The following is a 14413-nucleotide window of genomic DNA, read 5'->3' on the forward strand; positions in this document are numbered from 1 at the left end:
AAGAAAATTTTACATCAGAATCAGACTTTTTGAAAAATAAAGTGCCATTGCCACCTTCAACTTCTCCCATACTAACTATTTCTAAATCTAAACAGTTTTTAATTGAATTATTTAGTTGGTCTACAACATATTTTCTGGCTTCAGATGGTTTTAAATCATTGTCATCTCTATATGAATTAAAATATGCAAGCAGTCTCCTATAGTTTTCTTCTATTTTTTCATCAATACTAACGGAATAGCTAGCGCCATATCTATTTTCCTCTATTGGGTTGACCGCTCTAATTTCTTTAATATTTAAATCATTGTTATATCTATATGGGCTTCTAAACGAAAATAGACTATTTAGACTATTTTTAATTTTTCTATATTACGCAGTTCATTCTTTTTATAAACAGTACCATCTACAACAAAATCTATATCGATTAGTTCATAGAAATTTTTATTATTTGATCTAAAAAAATTATCCTTAACACTACCGTATGGATCTGCTCCTATATGTGCACCCAAAGATGGGCCTAATGCGATAAAAGCGTCCAATACACTACTTTTACCACAACCATTTGGGCCGACAAGAGCAATGATTTTCTTTGGGCTATCTCCTAGATCAATAGTTAAATCCTTAAAACGTTTAAATTCTTGTATACGCACTTTAGATATCTTCATTGTTAAACCTCATTATTTTTAATTACACTTCTCAAATTTCTGCTTTAAATTTTAAAAACTTCGTGCTTGGATAGCTCGTATTTGTCGTATATCACGGCGTCATCGTCGCCGATAGGCTGCATGAGACCATATGCTAGCCTACCTTTTTTTAAATTTTATGTTTGAAACACTAATTTTGCGCTTGGCGTCTATCTCGGGGATGCCAATTTCGTTGATATCTTTAAAATAAAATTTCGCATTTTTGCCGCCTTTTTGTATGAAAAATCCGTCATCTTCGATTTTTCGGCATCACAGAATAAGAAACTAGGATAAAGAGGTAACTTCGGCGCAAGCTAATTTACTGGCGCCGAATTTGAAAGTTATTTTATCGCTGCTTCAAAGCTAACATCTACATCTGGATAGCTCTTTCCACCATGAAATGGTTTGGCAGCAGCGGCAAATTTATCAAAGCTTTCATTTAGTTTCAAATCATTTACAAGATCAACCGAAAATTTTGCTACTAGCTTGCCATTTTGCACTTCATATTTTGTTTTAAAAATTTTTGAATTGCCATTTATGCTAAGCTCAACATCCATTTCTCCGGCCTTATCGTCGCCATTTACTGCTACGATCTTACCATCTACTGCCTTGCCATCGAAAATAATGCCAATCCTTTTATCGCGGTCAGGCAGCTTTGTATCGATATCTTTTGGCTCAAGCTTAAATTCAAAGCTCTTTAAAAAATCAGCAAAATTTGCATTTTCTTGACTTTTAAAATTTATCGTCTTAAAAGTACCTGGTACGGCTGTTTTATTTGCTAGCTTGTAACCAGTAAATGTTACCTTTGGTTCACCTTCTACACTAAATGCAAGAGCTGAAACTGCAAAAAATGAAGCTGCTAAAGCAACAGAAGTAAGTTTATTCATAAAGAATCCTTTTTATAATATTGATAATAAATATCGCAAATTATATATCTACTTACTTCAAAAAAGACTTAAAAACTCTTTTTAATTAATGAATAAATTTTTAATATCTTCTTACTCTGGATCATCGCTAAAATCGTTATCCCTAAAGATCACATAAAAATTTATGAGCCAAAAAACAAAAGCGATTGCTATGAGTGTTGCTGGTAAATGAATGTAAAAGCCACTCCAAAAATAAGCCAAAATTCCTCTACTAATGCCAGCTAAAAGAACTAAAATAAAAGCAATTCTACTAAGGCGTAAAAACTCAAGCTCCTGGCCACTGTGACGAAGTCCTGCGACATTAAATATAAGCATTACGCTAAAAATTACTGCATTTATCGCTATTAGATGCATAAAATTTGTTTCAAGATGGAGCCCAAAAATACCGCTAAAGCCGATTCCCAAAAATCCAAGCACTAAAAATAGTTGCATAAAATAGTATAAAAGCACAAAACTATGCCTAAAAAGCTCTTTATAATGCCATTCTTTAAGCTTTGCAAGTACTGCACTTCCACAAGCTATCGCAGCATAATAGACACCCATGCTTTCCTCAAAAAATATATTTAAAAGCAAAAAAGTACAAACGCAGCAAATAGCGATATTTTTATAGATAAAATTTGGCACAAAAACAGCTTCATCCATGCCTTTTTCTCTTTTTAACGCTTCTTTTCCAAGTACGACACTAACACGGTATGAGATGAGTAAGATAGCGATCACGTGGATAAAAACTTGTAAATTTAGAAATTTTTCATTGCCGCTTATTAGATAATAAATTTCAAAGCCTAAAACGCCAAACAAAAAGCCAAGTACGCCAAATTGATCATCGTTTTTATCCCGCCAGATCATATAAAGGCAAAGCAAAACCAAGTAAAGCCAAAAAAGAGCGATAAAGCAGTGTGCTAAAAATAGGCTAAAAAATGCCAATATAAAGCTTATAGAAAAGAGTGAAAATAATATATAAGCATGTATTTTTAGGGATGCTTGAAAATTTGTCCAATCAGTTAGTCCAGTTAGCAAAAATCCAGCATAAGCAAGCGCTAAGAAAAGTTGCAAAAATATAAATTTATGCAAGCTCACAAAATCAGTTGGAGTAAAAAACACACTAGCACCAAGCACCGCACAGACGGCACTCATTAAGAAAAATATCCTCATAGGATGAGTAAAAAAGTTATTAATCATAATAAATTTGCCCTTTGAAATTTTCATCTATCATCTTGCTAATAAACGTAAAATCGCGCTCTTTGAAATCTTTGTCTATTTCAAGTTCTCTTTGTATGACTGCGCCTTTACTTGATAAGAAATAAATTCTATTTGACGTCTTCACAGCCTCCATTCTATCATGCGTGACGAGAACTACGCTCATACCTTCGCTCACTCTTTGGCTGATAATCTCAATCAAAATTTCTTTCATATCATAATCAAGTCCAGAAAAAGGCTCATCCATCAAAAGTAGATCAGGCTTTGTTACAACCGCTCTTACGAAAGCTACCCTTTGCCTCATACCGCCACTTAGCTCGCTTGGGTATTTTAAAGTATCCTTTTGACTTAACCCAACCTTTTTAAAAAGCTCTAAAACAGCGTTAACATCTGGTTTATCCATAACTAAAAGTACGTTTTCAAGAGCATTTTTCCATGTTAGCAGGCGATTTTCTTGAAAAAAATATGTAGTCTTTTTAAAGTTATTAAAAATTTTTCCTTTTCTAGGCTCATTTAGTCCGCTAATAAGCCGAAGTATCGTTGTCTTGCCACATCCAGATGGCCCAAAAAGCGTCACTACCTCGCCACCTTTTACATTTAGGCTAAAATTCCTTACGACCTTATCTCTTAAAATTTCATACTCTACATTTTTAAGCTCAAGCATCATCTTCTCCAAGGCATCAGAGCTATTTTTAGTGGCTCGATGATGAGGTATTCAAAGAGCATGATAAGAGTGATGCTTAAAAGAACATACGCCATTACCTCGGTTGTTTCAAGCATTGCTCTTGCATTTGCTATCTTTGCTCCCATGCCGTTATTTGCACCTAGTAGCTCAGCCATTATGACTATCTTTACGCCCATTGCGACAGCTACACTAATAGAGCTTATTATGTAGCTCGTAAGATGCGGGATGTAAAGGTGTCTTATTTTTTTTAAAATTCCTAGATTATAAGCGTCAAACATCTCTTTTAGCTCCTCATCTACGCTACTCATAGCAACTGCAGAGCTTGCAAAAGTAAGCGGTAAAACGGTTATAAAGATAGTAAAAACGGTGCTAAAATTTCCAAATCCAAACCAAAAAATAGCAAGTACTATCCAAATAATCGGTGGCATTGACAAAAGCAAGGTGATAACAGGCTTTAAAAAGGCTGCAAAACTTTTAAAGCTACCTGCTATTAGCCCTAGAAATATACCAAAAAATGTTGCCGAGCAAACTCCAATCAGTGATCTGCAAAGCGTTATGTTTATCTCGCTGTTTTTGTAATCTTTTAAAATTTCACAGGCTTTTAAAAATACATCTTTTGGTGGCGGAAGCAAGAGTGGGGAGCTAAACTCGCTTCCCACTTGCCAAATGGCTAAGATCAAAAAAACTACGGCAAATCCGCTAAATCCGCCCCAAAAATAGTCAATTATTTTTAAAAAGCTTGAGCGATCTTTTTTAATGCCATCGATTAGTATCATAAAAATAGACCTTTATCTGGCATCTTGCCGCCTAGAAATTTTGGATTAAACTGATAAATTTCTTCAAAAAATGCCATGATCTCATTTTGCAGTTCATTTGCTTTTGTCACTGTTAGATTTGCCTTGTCAAAAGCATTTGCAAGTGCTACTTCTGGAGCTGGCAAGTAGCTTGAGCCTATCTTTGCTGCACTTTGTTTGTTCTCAAGTATCCATGAAAGTGCATTTTTAAGATCGCTATGAAGCGTATCAAATAGATTTAAGTTTTTCTCGTAAAAGCCCCTTTCTACGATAATGCCAGCCATTGGGATTATCGGTTTTGTGCTAAAGCTCTCACCCCAAATTTTTGGAAAATCAACTGAAGAGTGCACGCTAATGCCTGCTTTTTTACCACGTAAAATAGTCGCTTCGCCAAGAGGTTGTGGAACTATTAAAATGTCAAAATCTTTTTGTAAAAATAAAAGCAGAGCCTCAGGCGGCGTTGCTGTATAGGTGATGTCTATCTTGCTAACATCTATGCCTCTCTTCTTGCAAAGCGCTCTTAGGACAAGATCAGGCATATCACCTCGAAATGGCATGATAAGCTTTTTGCCTAAAAAATCTTCTAAATTTTTGATCTTTTCATCCTTGACCATAGCGTTCATAACGCCAAGAGTCAGCAAATTTAACATCGCAAAATCAAGCCCTTGGTTTCTTAAATTTGCAGCGACATTTGATGGCGACATCGTGACTTTGATATCTCCACTAGCCACGCCTGCACGAAGCTGGTCTGGTGTTTTCCAGATATTTAGGCTTACATCATAATTTTTATTTAACTCGCCTTGCAGCGCAGCAACTGCCATGATAACGCTTGGGATTGCTGGTGCGCCCCACATAGTAAAGCTCTCTTTTGCAAATAAATTTGGTGCAAATGCGCTAACGCCTAAAGCTGTGCTAAGTCCTAAAAATTTTCTTCTATTTAACATCTTTTTCTCCTTTAAAAACTGCTGTGAAAGCTAATGAAAAATGTCCTGCCAGGAGCATGAACGACTACTGGATCAAGGGCTGCCACGTGATCGCCACTGATAAATTCTGCATAATCTTTGTCAAATAAATTTGCTACGCCAAATCTTATGCCAACTTTATTTTTAAACTCTACGCCGCCATAAAGATCAAGCAAGCCAAATCCTTTTGCCGCCTCTTTTTTATCGATGCCTAAGCCATTTTGCTTGCTAAAATCACCTCTAGTTTGCTTTGAAACTAGCCTTAGCGCAGTGCCAAGATTATAGCTGCCAAAACTTGCATAGTCTTTGTAGTCAAATGCAAAATTTGCCTCAAAAGGCCTTATTTGATAAAGCGGTCTGCCATCGGTTTTATTTTGTCCGTAGTTGTAGTAAAGTGAGCTTTTTAAGCCAAAGTGCCTTGCAAAGCTATATTCTGTATTGAAATTTACACTATAAAGCGTTGCATCAACGTTTCTTGAGATGACAGCATTTTTATTTAGTGGCGTCGCAGCTTTTGAGTGGCGTCTATCAAAAATGATTAAATTTTTAACGCTATCAGCGATGAAATGTCCTCCAAAGCTAAATGCATCTTTGTTTTGTAAAGAGTTTAGGTATTCTTTGTAAAACTGGCTGCCAAATTTAAAGCCAAGAACCGCTCTATTGTGTCTTTCTGGCTCTAAATTTGGATTTGCTATCCAGCCTTTATCGTCTGGACCATAAAGTGCATTGAAACGCTCCATATTGCTTGGCAAGCGAGATAAGCTCTCAAGTTTTGCAAAGTAGCTATCCTTGTCATTTGGTGTAAATTTATATTTTAGGCTTGCACTAAAAGCGTCTTTTTTGATCTTATCACTTACATCCTCACCATAAATTTGACGAAGCAGTCCGCGAGTGGTGCTAATTGGATTTGGTGCAAAATATTTAGTATCAAGCCCATTAAGCTTACTTCTTTGCTCTTCATATTTTAAGGCAAGCGAGGCTTCATTTGCTTCATTAAATTTATAAGCAAGTGTATCAAAGAGCATAAATTTATCATTTCTAACATCAGCAAATCTGTATCCGTTAAAGACCCAGTTATTGCCTTGCTTCATGTATCTTTTGCCGTCATGTTTATCTTTTTCAAAGCCAGTGCCTATTTGATTGTGAAAGCTTGCAAAGTCAGCGTCATACTTTAAATTTGCTTCAAATATATTCCTTTTTAAATCCACTTTCACATTTGGAGTAGCATCCCTTAGATGAAAGTTGTCAGCTTTTCGCTCAACCTTTTTTACAGCAAGCTCAAGATTTAGTGTGTTTGATAGATCTTCTTCGCCCAAGCGAATATTTAGCTTGCCGACTTTTCTTGTCGTTTTAAAAGCGTCCATCTCGTGCTCCGGCTGCTTATCTTTATCAATATTATCCCTTAAAAACGTAAGCCTAAGCTCGCTAAGATCATTTGGCACGAAACCTAAGATAGCGCTTTGGCCTTGCCTATTGTAACCATAGTCCCATCTTTTGCCACTTCCATCTTTATAATTATTTGCTTTGGTGAAATTTGCATTTAAAATGGTATAAAAATTTGCGCCGCGATATTTAAAAAGCGATGAGTTGTAAAAGCTTTTGCCATACATTCCAGCTGAGATATGAAACATATCCGCTGAGTTGTCAAGCAAATTTGTAACAAATGGATATTCGCTTCTTTGAGTGCGGTCAAATTGATTTTCCACAAAGGCACTTTGCGCAATGTTTGGCGTGATGACTGGTGGCGGTGCAAATTCTCTAATAGGCTTTATAATGTCTAAATTTGCTTCATTTGCTAAAAGCAGCGATGAAAAAACTGCCAGGCTTAAAATGGGCCTCATAAAAACTCCTTTTAAAATATAATTATGATTTTTTTTATCATAATTCTAATACTAAATTTATTTATAAGAGTTGATATAAATCATTATTTTAAAAATTAAAATTTTAATTTTTAGAAACCATATAAAATGGAGGAATATTAAATTATTTACTTTTTACAGGGCTGCCAAAAAATATAAAGTTTTAAGTAGTAAAATAGGGTATGAACAAGCTATGCTTTAAATTTACTAAGTCTATCTCTTAGCTCTTTTGAGATGGTAAATTTTGAAAGTTCGTATTTATCAAAAATAATGATCATGTCATCACCAATAGGCTGAGCAAGACCAAAGCAAGCATCTCTATCAAGACGATTTTTTCTAAATTTTACGCTTAAAGTTTCCACTTTTTTCTTATCGCCAAAGCTCCTAATGGCTATCTCATCAATATCTTTAAAGTAAAATTTGATGCTTTTTGATCCTTTTGTGATGATAAATCCATCATCATTAATACGCAAAAAGTTGTTTTGTAAAATTTTTCTAATACAAAAAAATGCCGAAAGAGCACCAACAATGATACCAAGAAGAGATGGTGTGCCAAGAGCTAAATAAAAGTAGCCAAAAATGCTAAATATAAATAGTCCAACGCCAAACGCCAATGTTAAAAATAGATCTTTTTTACTCTCTTTTGTTATCACCATATCTCCTTATTAAGCTAAAATTCCAGCACCATTTATCGCCTGGCTACGCTCTTTTGCATAAATTCTCTCGCCATTTATCACGTCGTATTTCCAGATCGGTGCATTTGCCTTAAAGTCCTCGACAAATTCGTTTATGAGTCTTAGCGCGACCTTTCTTTGAGGGCTCACAATGCCTGCTACATAAGAGCTCGCATGCACCGCCACGTCGCCTTTTGAGTGAGCAAAGAGCACGTAGGCATTTTCTTTTTTGGCTCGCTCTTCCCAAGCATCTAGCCATTTTTTAAGTATTGGCTCATAGATATCAAAGCTAAGTGCTGAAATGCCACCTTCTTCTCTTACGATTCCAACAAAAGTGATGAGTGCACCGCAGTTTTTATCCTTAAATGCATCATACCACTCGTTTGTGATGCTTTGAACATCCAAGCATCCGTTATAAATTTGCATCTTAACCCCCACAAACTGGCGGCAAGATAGAAATTTTATCGCCTTCTTTTAGAGCAAAATTTATATCGCTTACGATCTCGTCATTTACGGCAACCGCACAGATATTTAGCCATTTTTTAAGCTCTTCTTTCTGGCTTAAAGCCGCTTTTACCTCGCCTAAATTTTTAGCCTCTACCTTTAAATTCTCTACTCCGATAGGCCCAAGAAATTCGATCTCTACCACATTTTATCCTTTAAATTTTTGGTGATTTTACTTAAAAATAAATTTAGATATACTTATTTGAAAATTTACAAAAGAGAAAGAAAATGAACGAAATTTTAAAGAAAATAAAAACCCCAGCCTACGTCTGCGAAGAGGCAAAAGTACGTAAAAATTTGGAGCTTTTAAAATATGTCAAAAAACAAAGCGGAGCCAAAATTTTAGTAGCACTTAAGGGCTTTGCATTTAGCGGAGTGATGGATATGGTGGGCTCTTATCTTGATGGTGCGACTTGCAGTGGGCTTCATGAGGCTAAATTTGCAAACGAATACGTAAAAGGCGAGATTCATACTTATAGTCCAGCCTTTAAGGAGGAGGATTTTGATGAAATTTTAAAAATTTCAAAGCACATTATATTTAACTCTTTTGCGCAGTGGCAAAAATTCAAGGGTATTGCCCTGCAAAACGGCATAATCTGCGGCCTTCGCGTAAATCCAGAGGTCTCGCTAGCCCCAACTGACAGCTACAATCCATGCGGTAAATTTAGCAGACTTGGCATTACAAGGGCAAATTTTAAGCCTGAGCTTCTTGATGGCATCACGGGGCTTCATTTTCACGCGCTTTGCGAGGAGAGTGCGAGTAGCTTGCAGACCGTGCTAGAGGCGTTTGAGGAGAAATTTGGCGAGTTTATCCCAAAGATGAAATGGATAAATATGGGCGGAGGACATCACATCACGAGGGCTGATTACGACGTGGAGCTGCTTATAAAGATAGTTAGGCGCTTCCGCGAGAAGTACGGCGTAGAGGTCTATCTGGAGCCTGGTGAGGCGGTTGGCTGGCAGACTGGCTTTTTGATAAGCAGCGTGCTTGACATCGTGCATAACGAAAAAGATATCGCTATCCTTGACACCTCGGCCGAGGCGCACATGCCTGATACCGTGCTCATGCCTTACCGTCCAGCCGTTAGAGGTGAGAGTAAAAATGGTAAATTTGCTTATAGATTTGGCGGTAATACCTGCCTGGCTGGCGATATAGTGGGGCTTGAAGCGGGCGATGCGGAGTATAAATTTGATAGTGAGCTAAAAATTGATGATCGCGTCATCTTTGAAGATCAGATTCACTACACCATCGTGAAAAACACGACATTTAATGGCATAAAACTGCCTGATTTAGTGCTTTTAAAAGAAAATGGCGAAGTTAAAATGATCCGCGAATTCGGATATGAAGAGTATAAACGCAGAAACTAATCACTGGTGTTTTGGCTAGCTTTTGGCAGCTAAAAGCTCATTTGTATTTATGTCTATAAAATTTTTACAGAATCAGTATCCATAAAATTTGGCAAATTTATCTATCTTTGAGTTTTTTTGCCAGTTGTATTCGGTCTCGTTTGCGATCTTTTGGGCTAGCTCCTTGCCAAAATGATCACTAATAAAGCCAAGCGCCATATCCATGCCAGCAGCCACGCCTGAGGCTGTGTAAAATTTACCTGCCTTCACCCACCTAGCGCGCTCTTGCCACTTTACAGCTTCGCCGCAACTTTTTACCCACTCAAGCGATCTTTTATTTGAGGTAGCCTTTAGTCCGTCAAGCTCTCCAGTGCGAGCGATGAGAGCAGAACCCGTGCATACGCTTAGGCAAATTTGAGATGCCAAAACGCACTCTTTAAGTCTTGAGATAAACTCACTATCATCTACAAGTGCCCTCGTGCCCTGACCTCCAGGGAGTAGCAAAACGCTCTTTTTTGGTATCTTACTAAGCTTTTTGGTCTTTATAAAAAAGCCTTGCTTGCTTCTTTTCATCCCGCCATCAAACGAGACGTAGTTTATCTTCATTTCAGGCACCCTTGCTAAAAACTCCACTGGCCCCATGAGATCAAGCGTCTCGTACTCATCAAATATAAGGCAAAAAAGATGCATAGTGCGATCCTTTTTAACTAAAATTTGGATTTATTTTAGCTAAATTTTCAGATCAAAAAACTCTAAAAATTAACAAAACTTAAATGTTTTTTATAAAATTTTTAGTAATCTTTTTTGCTAAGGTTTGCTTGTGATTAGCTCTGATATAATAGCGACCAAAATAGCGTAGCTATGCGATTTAACGTATTTAACCAATACTTAAATTGTTTAAGCTCAAACTCATAAAGGACTACAATGACGAGAATTCTTACTCTGCTTTTTACATTATTTGTAACAGCAATGGCAACTCAAGGACCAACTGGCGTCAATCAATATAATAGTGCCATTTGGGCGGCTGAAAGGATAGAAAATATCAAGCCATACGAACAAGGTTTGGGACCGATATTTACTTTTATCCAAGGTAATGATTATTTTGCAATAGCAGCACTTTCTATCATTTTGGCTGTTATTGGAGCATTTGCATTACACTTTTTAATCATTGGACCAAAACATTTTAGTCATGATGGTAAAAAGGTATTTGCCTTTTCATTGATCATACGTATAGCTCATGGTTTGGCAGCGATCTCATGGATCATTTTAGTGCCAACTGGTATCATCATTATGTGGGGTGCAGAGCTTGGTGGTGGAACATTTGTGCGTTTCTGTAGATACTTGCACGATACGGCAACTGTGATCTTTGCTGTTTCTGTGCTTCCTATGTTATTTACCTGGACAAAGAGAATGCTTCCAGCAATTTATGATATCAGATGGATGATGATAGTTGGTGGCTATTTATCAAAGAAAAAGAGACCTGTTCCAGCTGGTAAATTTAATGCTGGTCAAAAAGCATGGTACTGGATCGCTATCCCTGGTGGTATCGTTATGATAATTACTGGCGCGATTATGTATTTTACGGACTTCAAAGAGCCAGCGGTTGCTTCTTGGTTTGGTCTTACACAAATCGATCTTTTAAGATACAGCGTAATTATTCATAATTGTCTTGGCATCGCATGTGCAGTATTTTTCTTAGTTCATATTTATATGGCAGCTATTGCTATTCATGGTGCTATTTGGTCGATGATTACTGGATATAAAGAGGAAGAAGAAGTTTATGTTCTTCATCACTACTGGTACCAAGAGCTCGTTAGAGAGAATAAAATTCCAGTATCTGATTATGAAAAGTCTTATACAAATTTAAAATAATTAACTTTACTTTGACCTTGCTAGTAAGCGAGGTCAAAGCTCTCTTTTATCTCAAATTTATACATTAAAATTTTTAAAATAATTAATATTTTTTTGGCTATAATCCAAACTAGTTTCAAGGTTTGAAATACTAATCACAAAAGGAAAAATCATGACAACAATTGATTGTAGAAATTTAGAGTGTCCAAAACCAGTCATAATGACAAAAAATGCACTTGATAGTTTAAGCGAAGGTGAAAGCTTAGAAATTTTGGTAAATGCACTAGCCCCAAAAGAAAATATTTCAAGATTTTTAAAAAATCAAAATATAGAATTTAGCCTAGAAAGCAATGGCAACGAGACTAAAATTTTAGCTACAAAAGGCAAAAATGCGCTTGAGCTTACAAATTTTGATGAGTTTGTTTGCGACATAACACCAAAAAATAATAAAGTACTCTATCTGAATGAAGAGCGCGCGGGAAGTGGCGAAGTGGGAATAAATTTACTATCAAAATTCTTAGGAGCATTTCTTCAAGTTGAGAAAAAACCAAAGATAATAATCTGCGTAAATAACGCTGTAAAGATGACTACAAACCGCTCACACCCAAGCTTTAAGCCGCTTAAAGATCTTGAAGCTGCTGGTGTTAAAATTTTAAGCTGCGGAAGCTGCTTGGAGGCTTATAAGCTAGTAAGTGATCTTGCGATTGGCGAAATTTCAAATGCTTATGAGATCATCGACATACTCTCAACTCACGAGCAAATCAAATTATGATCTACCACGACAAAAAGCTTACGCAGTTCGTTAGAGCCGCTGGTTGAGCTGCTAAGCTTGACCCGTCGGGTCTAAACAAAACGATTAGTAGTTTAAATTTATCTCATCCAAATCTGCTCTCAAGCACCAATTCTAACGAGGATGCGAGTGTCTTTAAAATTTCAAGTGATCTTGCACTTGTTCAAACGCTTGACTTTATAACGCCTGTGGTAAATGATCCATTTATCTACGGTCAAATCGCTGCTGCAAATAGCCTAAGCGACGTCTTTGCAATGGGTGGTGAGGTGATAAATGCTCTAAATATCGTAGGCTTTGATAGCTGCAACTTGGCACCTGAAATTTTAGGCGAAATTTTACAAGGTGGAGCCGATAAAGTAAAAGAGTGTGGCGGTATAATCGTTGGCGGACATACGATCGAGACACAGCAGATGTATTATGGGCTTAGCGTTACTGGAAGGGTGCATCCTGATAAATTTTGGGCAAATAATACAGCCATAAATGGCAATGTTTTGATACTTACAAAGCCCCTTGGAAGCGGCATTTTAAGCACAGCAATAAAGGCTGATTTATTAAGCATGGAGCAGATAAAAGAGGCTGCAACTATCATGGCACAGCTAAATTTTTATGCATTAAAAGCACTTGATGGTATTAAAGTTTACGGCGCTACTGATGTGACTGGATTTGGCTTTTTGGGACATTTAAGCGAAATGCTAAATGAAAAGATCAGTTTTGAAATTTATGAAAAAAATGTGCCAATCATTGCAAGCGCAAAGGAATTTGCCGATATGGGCATCATTCCAGAGGGAAGCTATAAAAACCGCGAATTTGCAAAGCATTTTATAGACAAAGAAGCTGACATTTTGCTATTTGACGCACAAACTTCAGGCGGACTTTTGCTTGCAGTTGGTGAAAAGGACGCGATGCTCGCAGTAAAACGCTTAAAAGAAGTAGGTTATGAAAGCTCAGCTATTGTTGGTTCTGCGGTATCAAAGAGTGAGTTTGGTATATTTTTAAGATAAATTTTTAAAAATAGCATGCTATCTCATTGCGTTAGAGAAATCTTTTAATTTACTTAACCATTCTATAATTTTAAAAACTATAAAGGAGAGATGATGAACTATCTTGAAATTTTAAAATTTCGTCATGCTTGCAAGGTTTTTGACGAAAGCAAAAAATCGGTGCTGGAGAGTTTGATTTTATACTAGAAGCTGGCAGGTTAAGCCCTAGTTCAACTGGCCTTGAGCAGTGGGATATCTTAGTCGTTCAAAATAAAGAGCTTAGAGAAAAAATAAAAGCTCTTTCATGGAATCAAGCGCAAATTACATCTTGCTCACATTTAGTTGTCGTTTTAGCTAAGATCAAAGAGGTAAAATTTGGAAGCGCATACGTTAATAAAATGATCGCTAGAAATACCAATAAAGATCCTGAAGCTATTGCTGCAAGGCAAAAATTTTATCATGACTTTTTGCTAGCAAATTTTAAAAATGATGATGAGCTAACATTTCAGTGGTCACATGAGCAGTGCATGATAATTGCCACAAATATGATGAATGCAGCTGCAAGTTTGGGCATTGATAGTTGCCCAATAGAAGGCTTTGATAGACATGCTTTAAATGAACTTTTGGGGCTTGATGAGAGCTTTCAAAGAGTGGCTATCATGGTACCATTTGGCTACCGCCTAAATCCACAACCAAAAAAACTTCGCAGAGAAATTTCTGATATCGTTACTTGGGTTTATTAAGATATTTGAGCCAAATTTTAAATAAATTTTTGGCTCAATTTTAAATAAATCAATAAATTCTAAATAAATACTTACCTTTATAAACCCAAATCAAGTAAAAATGGGATAAAATCAGAGCCAAAACCTAAACTAACGAGGTGTCTATCGTGCTTGAGAAACAAAAAACCAGCCTTCAAATAGTAAAAATGTTTTATACAAAGGCTATTTTACTTCTACTCTCATTTATATTTTTAGCATTATTTGTAGTTTGTGCCGGTACGAACGATATAAAATATGATCTTAGCTCAACTAATTCGAATATAAAATCATCAATCTCAAATAGCTTTTTTATAATAAAAAACGATCTATTTTTAAAATCAAAAATGGTTGAAGCAGGCCTTAGTGATATGCTATTTGATAAAAATTCAACAAAAAACGATC

The 14413-nt window shown here is 36.4% G+C and carries 17 protein-coding genes and 1 pseudogene; 7 read left to right on the top strand and 11 right to left on the bottom strand.

Going from position 1 to position 14413, the window contains the following annotated elements:
* Positions 1-203: hypothetical protein (locus tag F3H01_RS09340; protein ID WP_223155316.1), on the top strand; the 203-nt coding region annotated here is incomplete at its 5' end.
* Positions 204-342: 139 nt separating this feature from the next.
* Here the strand turns inward: F3H01_RS09340 and F3H01_RS01365 are convergent.
* The 10 genes from F3H01_RS01365 to F3H01_RS01415 form a co-directional block, all read right to left on the bottom strand.
* A complete protein-coding gene (locus F3H01_RS01365) occupies positions 343-663 on the bottom strand; it encodes an AAA family ATPase (RefSeq protein ID WP_149724594.1) in 321 nt (106 codons plus the stop codon).
* Positions 664-1022: 359 nt separating this feature from the next.
* Positions 1023-1568, bottom strand: a complete 546-nt coding sequence (locus tag F3H01_RS01375; RefSeq protein ID WP_149724595.1) for a hypothetical protein — start codon at positions 1566-1568, stop codon at positions 1023-1025.
* Positions 1569-1679: 111 nt separating this feature from the next.
* Positions 1680-2786, bottom strand: coding sequence for an NnrS family protein (locus F3H01_RS01380; RefSeq protein ID WP_149724623.1), 1107 nt, complete (start codon positions 2784-2786; stop codon positions 1680-1682).
* Positions 2779-3468 (bottom strand): ABC transporter ATP-binding protein, encoded by a 690-nt coding sequence (locus tag F3H01_RS01385; RefSeq protein WP_149724596.1) that lies wholly within the window; start codon positions 3466-3468, stop codon positions 2779-2781. The genes F3H01_RS01380 and F3H01_RS01385 overlap by 8 nt, the downstream gene beginning before the upstream one ends.
* Positions 3468-4265 (bottom strand): ABC transporter permease, encoded by a 798-nt coding sequence (locus tag F3H01_RS01390; protein ID WP_054196111.1) that lies wholly within the window; start codon positions 4263-4265, stop codon positions 3468-3470. The genes F3H01_RS01385 and F3H01_RS01390 overlap by 1 nt, the downstream gene beginning before the upstream one ends.
* Positions 4262-5227, bottom strand: coding sequence for an ABC transporter substrate-binding protein (locus F3H01_RS01395; RefSeq protein ID WP_149724597.1), 966 nt, complete (start codon positions 5225-5227; stop codon positions 4262-4264). Before F3H01_RS01395 ends, F3H01_RS01390 begins: the two co-directional genes overlap by 4 nt.
* Before the next feature lie 11 nt (positions 5228-5238).
* Positions 5239-7086 carry a TonB-dependent receptor domain-containing protein gene (locus F3H01_RS01400; protein ID WP_149724598.1) on the bottom strand — a complete coding sequence of 616 codons (1848 nt, stop codon included), beginning with the start codon at positions 7084-7086 and terminating at the stop codon, positions 5239-5241.
* Between the two features lie 209 nt (positions 7087-7295).
* Positions 7296-7757, bottom strand: coding sequence for a molybdate transport repressor (locus F3H01_RS01405; protein WP_103649526.1), 462 nt, complete (start codon positions 7755-7757; stop codon positions 7296-7298).
* Between the two features lie 12 nt (positions 7758-7769).
* Positions 7770-8204, bottom strand: coding sequence for a molybdopterin synthase catalytic subunit (locus F3H01_RS01410; protein ID WP_103649603.1), 435 nt, complete (start codon positions 8202-8204; stop codon positions 7770-7772).
* A gap of 1 nt (position 8205) precedes the next feature.
* A complete protein-coding gene (locus F3H01_RS01415) occupies positions 8206-8427 on the bottom strand; it encodes a MoaD/ThiS family protein (RefSeq protein ID WP_103649525.1) in 222 nt (73 codons plus the stop codon).
* 83 nt (positions 8428-8510) lie between these two features.
* Here F3H01_RS01415 and nspC point away from each other — a divergent pair, with 83 nt between their 5' ends.
* Positions 8511-9650, top strand: a complete 1140-nt coding sequence (nspC, locus tag F3H01_RS01420) for a carboxynorspermidine decarboxylase (RefSeq protein WP_149724599.1) — start codon at positions 8511-8513, stop codon at positions 9648-9650.
* 72 nt (positions 9651-9722) lie between these two features.
* On the opposite strand, the gene F3H01_RS01425 is transcribed toward nspC, so the two are convergent.
* A complete protein-coding gene (locus tag F3H01_RS01425; protein WP_021090866.1) occupies positions 9723-10319 on the bottom strand; it encodes a DJ-1/PfpI family protein in 597 nt (198 codons plus the stop codon).
* Between the two features lie 234 nt (positions 10320-10553).
* Between F3H01_RS01425 and F3H01_RS01430 the strand changes: the two genes are divergently transcribed.
* From F3H01_RS01430 to F3H01_RS09140, 5 genes and pseudogenes are all read left to right on the top strand, one after another.
* A complete protein-coding gene (locus tag F3H01_RS01430; protein ID WP_021090567.1) occupies positions 10554-11501 on the top strand; it encodes a formate dehydrogenase subunit gamma in 948 nt (315 codons plus the stop codon).
* A gap of 151 nt (positions 11502-11652) precedes the next feature.
* A complete protein-coding gene (gene yedF / locus F3H01_RS01435) occupies positions 11653-12252 on the top strand; it encodes a sulfurtransferase-like selenium metabolism protein YedF (RefSeq protein WP_103629213.1) in 600 nt (199 codons plus the stop codon).
* Entirely contained in the window at positions 12249-13271 is a 1023-nt protein-coding gene (gene selD / locus F3H01_RS01440; protein ID WP_410470344.1) for a selenide, water dikinase SelD, read from the top strand. The genes yedF and selD overlap by 4 nt, the downstream gene beginning before the upstream one ends.
* A gap of 93 nt (positions 13272-13364) precedes the next feature.
* Positions 13365-13993, top strand: a pseudogene (locus F3H01_RS01445) (NAD(P)H-dependent oxidoreductase).
* 146 nt (positions 13994-14139) lie between these two features.
* Positions 14140-14413 (top strand): hypothetical protein (locus tag F3H01_RS09140; protein ID WP_188116334.1); only part of this gene is annotated, 274 nt, incomplete at its 3' end.

Source organism: Campylobacter concisus, assembly GCF_902460875.1.
In the GTDB taxonomy this organism is placed as follows: domain Bacteria; phylum Campylobacterota; class Campylobacteria; order Campylobacterales; family Campylobacteraceae; genus Campylobacter_A; species Campylobacter_A concisus_AA.

Coding starts and splice junctions, on each gene's coding strand:
- F3H01_RS01365 (WP_149724594.1), bottom strand. CDS start 663: ATGAAGATATCTAAAGTGCGTATACAAGAATTTAAACGTTTTAAGGAT.
- F3H01_RS01375 (WP_149724595.1), bottom strand. CDS start 1,568: ATGAATAAACTTACTTCTGTTGCTTTAGCAGCTTCATTTTTTGCAGTT.
- F3H01_RS01380 (WP_149724623.1), bottom strand. CDS start 2,786: ATGATTAATAACTTTTTTACTCATCCTATGAGGATATTTTTCTTAATG.
- F3H01_RS01385 (WP_149724596.1), bottom strand. CDS start 3,468: ATGCTTGAGCTTAAAAATGTAGAGTATGAAATTTTAAGAGATAAGGTC.
- F3H01_RS01390 (WP_054196111.1), bottom strand. CDS start 4,265: ATGATACTAATCGATGGCATTAAAAAAGATCGCTCAAGCTTTTTAAAA.
- F3H01_RS01395 (WP_149724597.1), bottom strand. CDS start 5,227: ATGTTAAATAGAAGAAAATTTTTAGGACTTAGCACAGCTTTAGGCGTT.
- F3H01_RS01400 (WP_149724598.1), bottom strand. CDS start 7,086: ATGAGGCCCATTTTAAGCCTGGCAGTTTTTTCATCGCTGCTTTTAGCA.
- F3H01_RS01410 (WP_103649603.1), bottom strand. CDS start 8,204: ATGCAAATTTATAACGGATGCTTGGATGTTCAAAGCATCACAAACGAG.
- nspC (WP_149724599.1), top strand. CDS start 8,511: ATGAACGAAATTTTAAAGAAAATAAAAACCCCAGCCTACGTCTGCGAA.
- F3H01_RS01425 (WP_021090866.1), bottom strand. CDS start 10,319: ATGCATCTTTTTTGCCTTATATTTGATGAGTACGAGACGCTTGATCTC.
- F3H01_RS01430 (WP_021090567.1), top strand. CDS start 10,554: ATGACGAGAATTCTTACTCTGCTTTTTACATTATTTGTAACAGCAATG.
- yedF (WP_103629213.1), top strand. CDS start 11,653: ATGACAACAATTGATTGTAGAAATTTAGAGTGTCCAAAACCAGTCATA.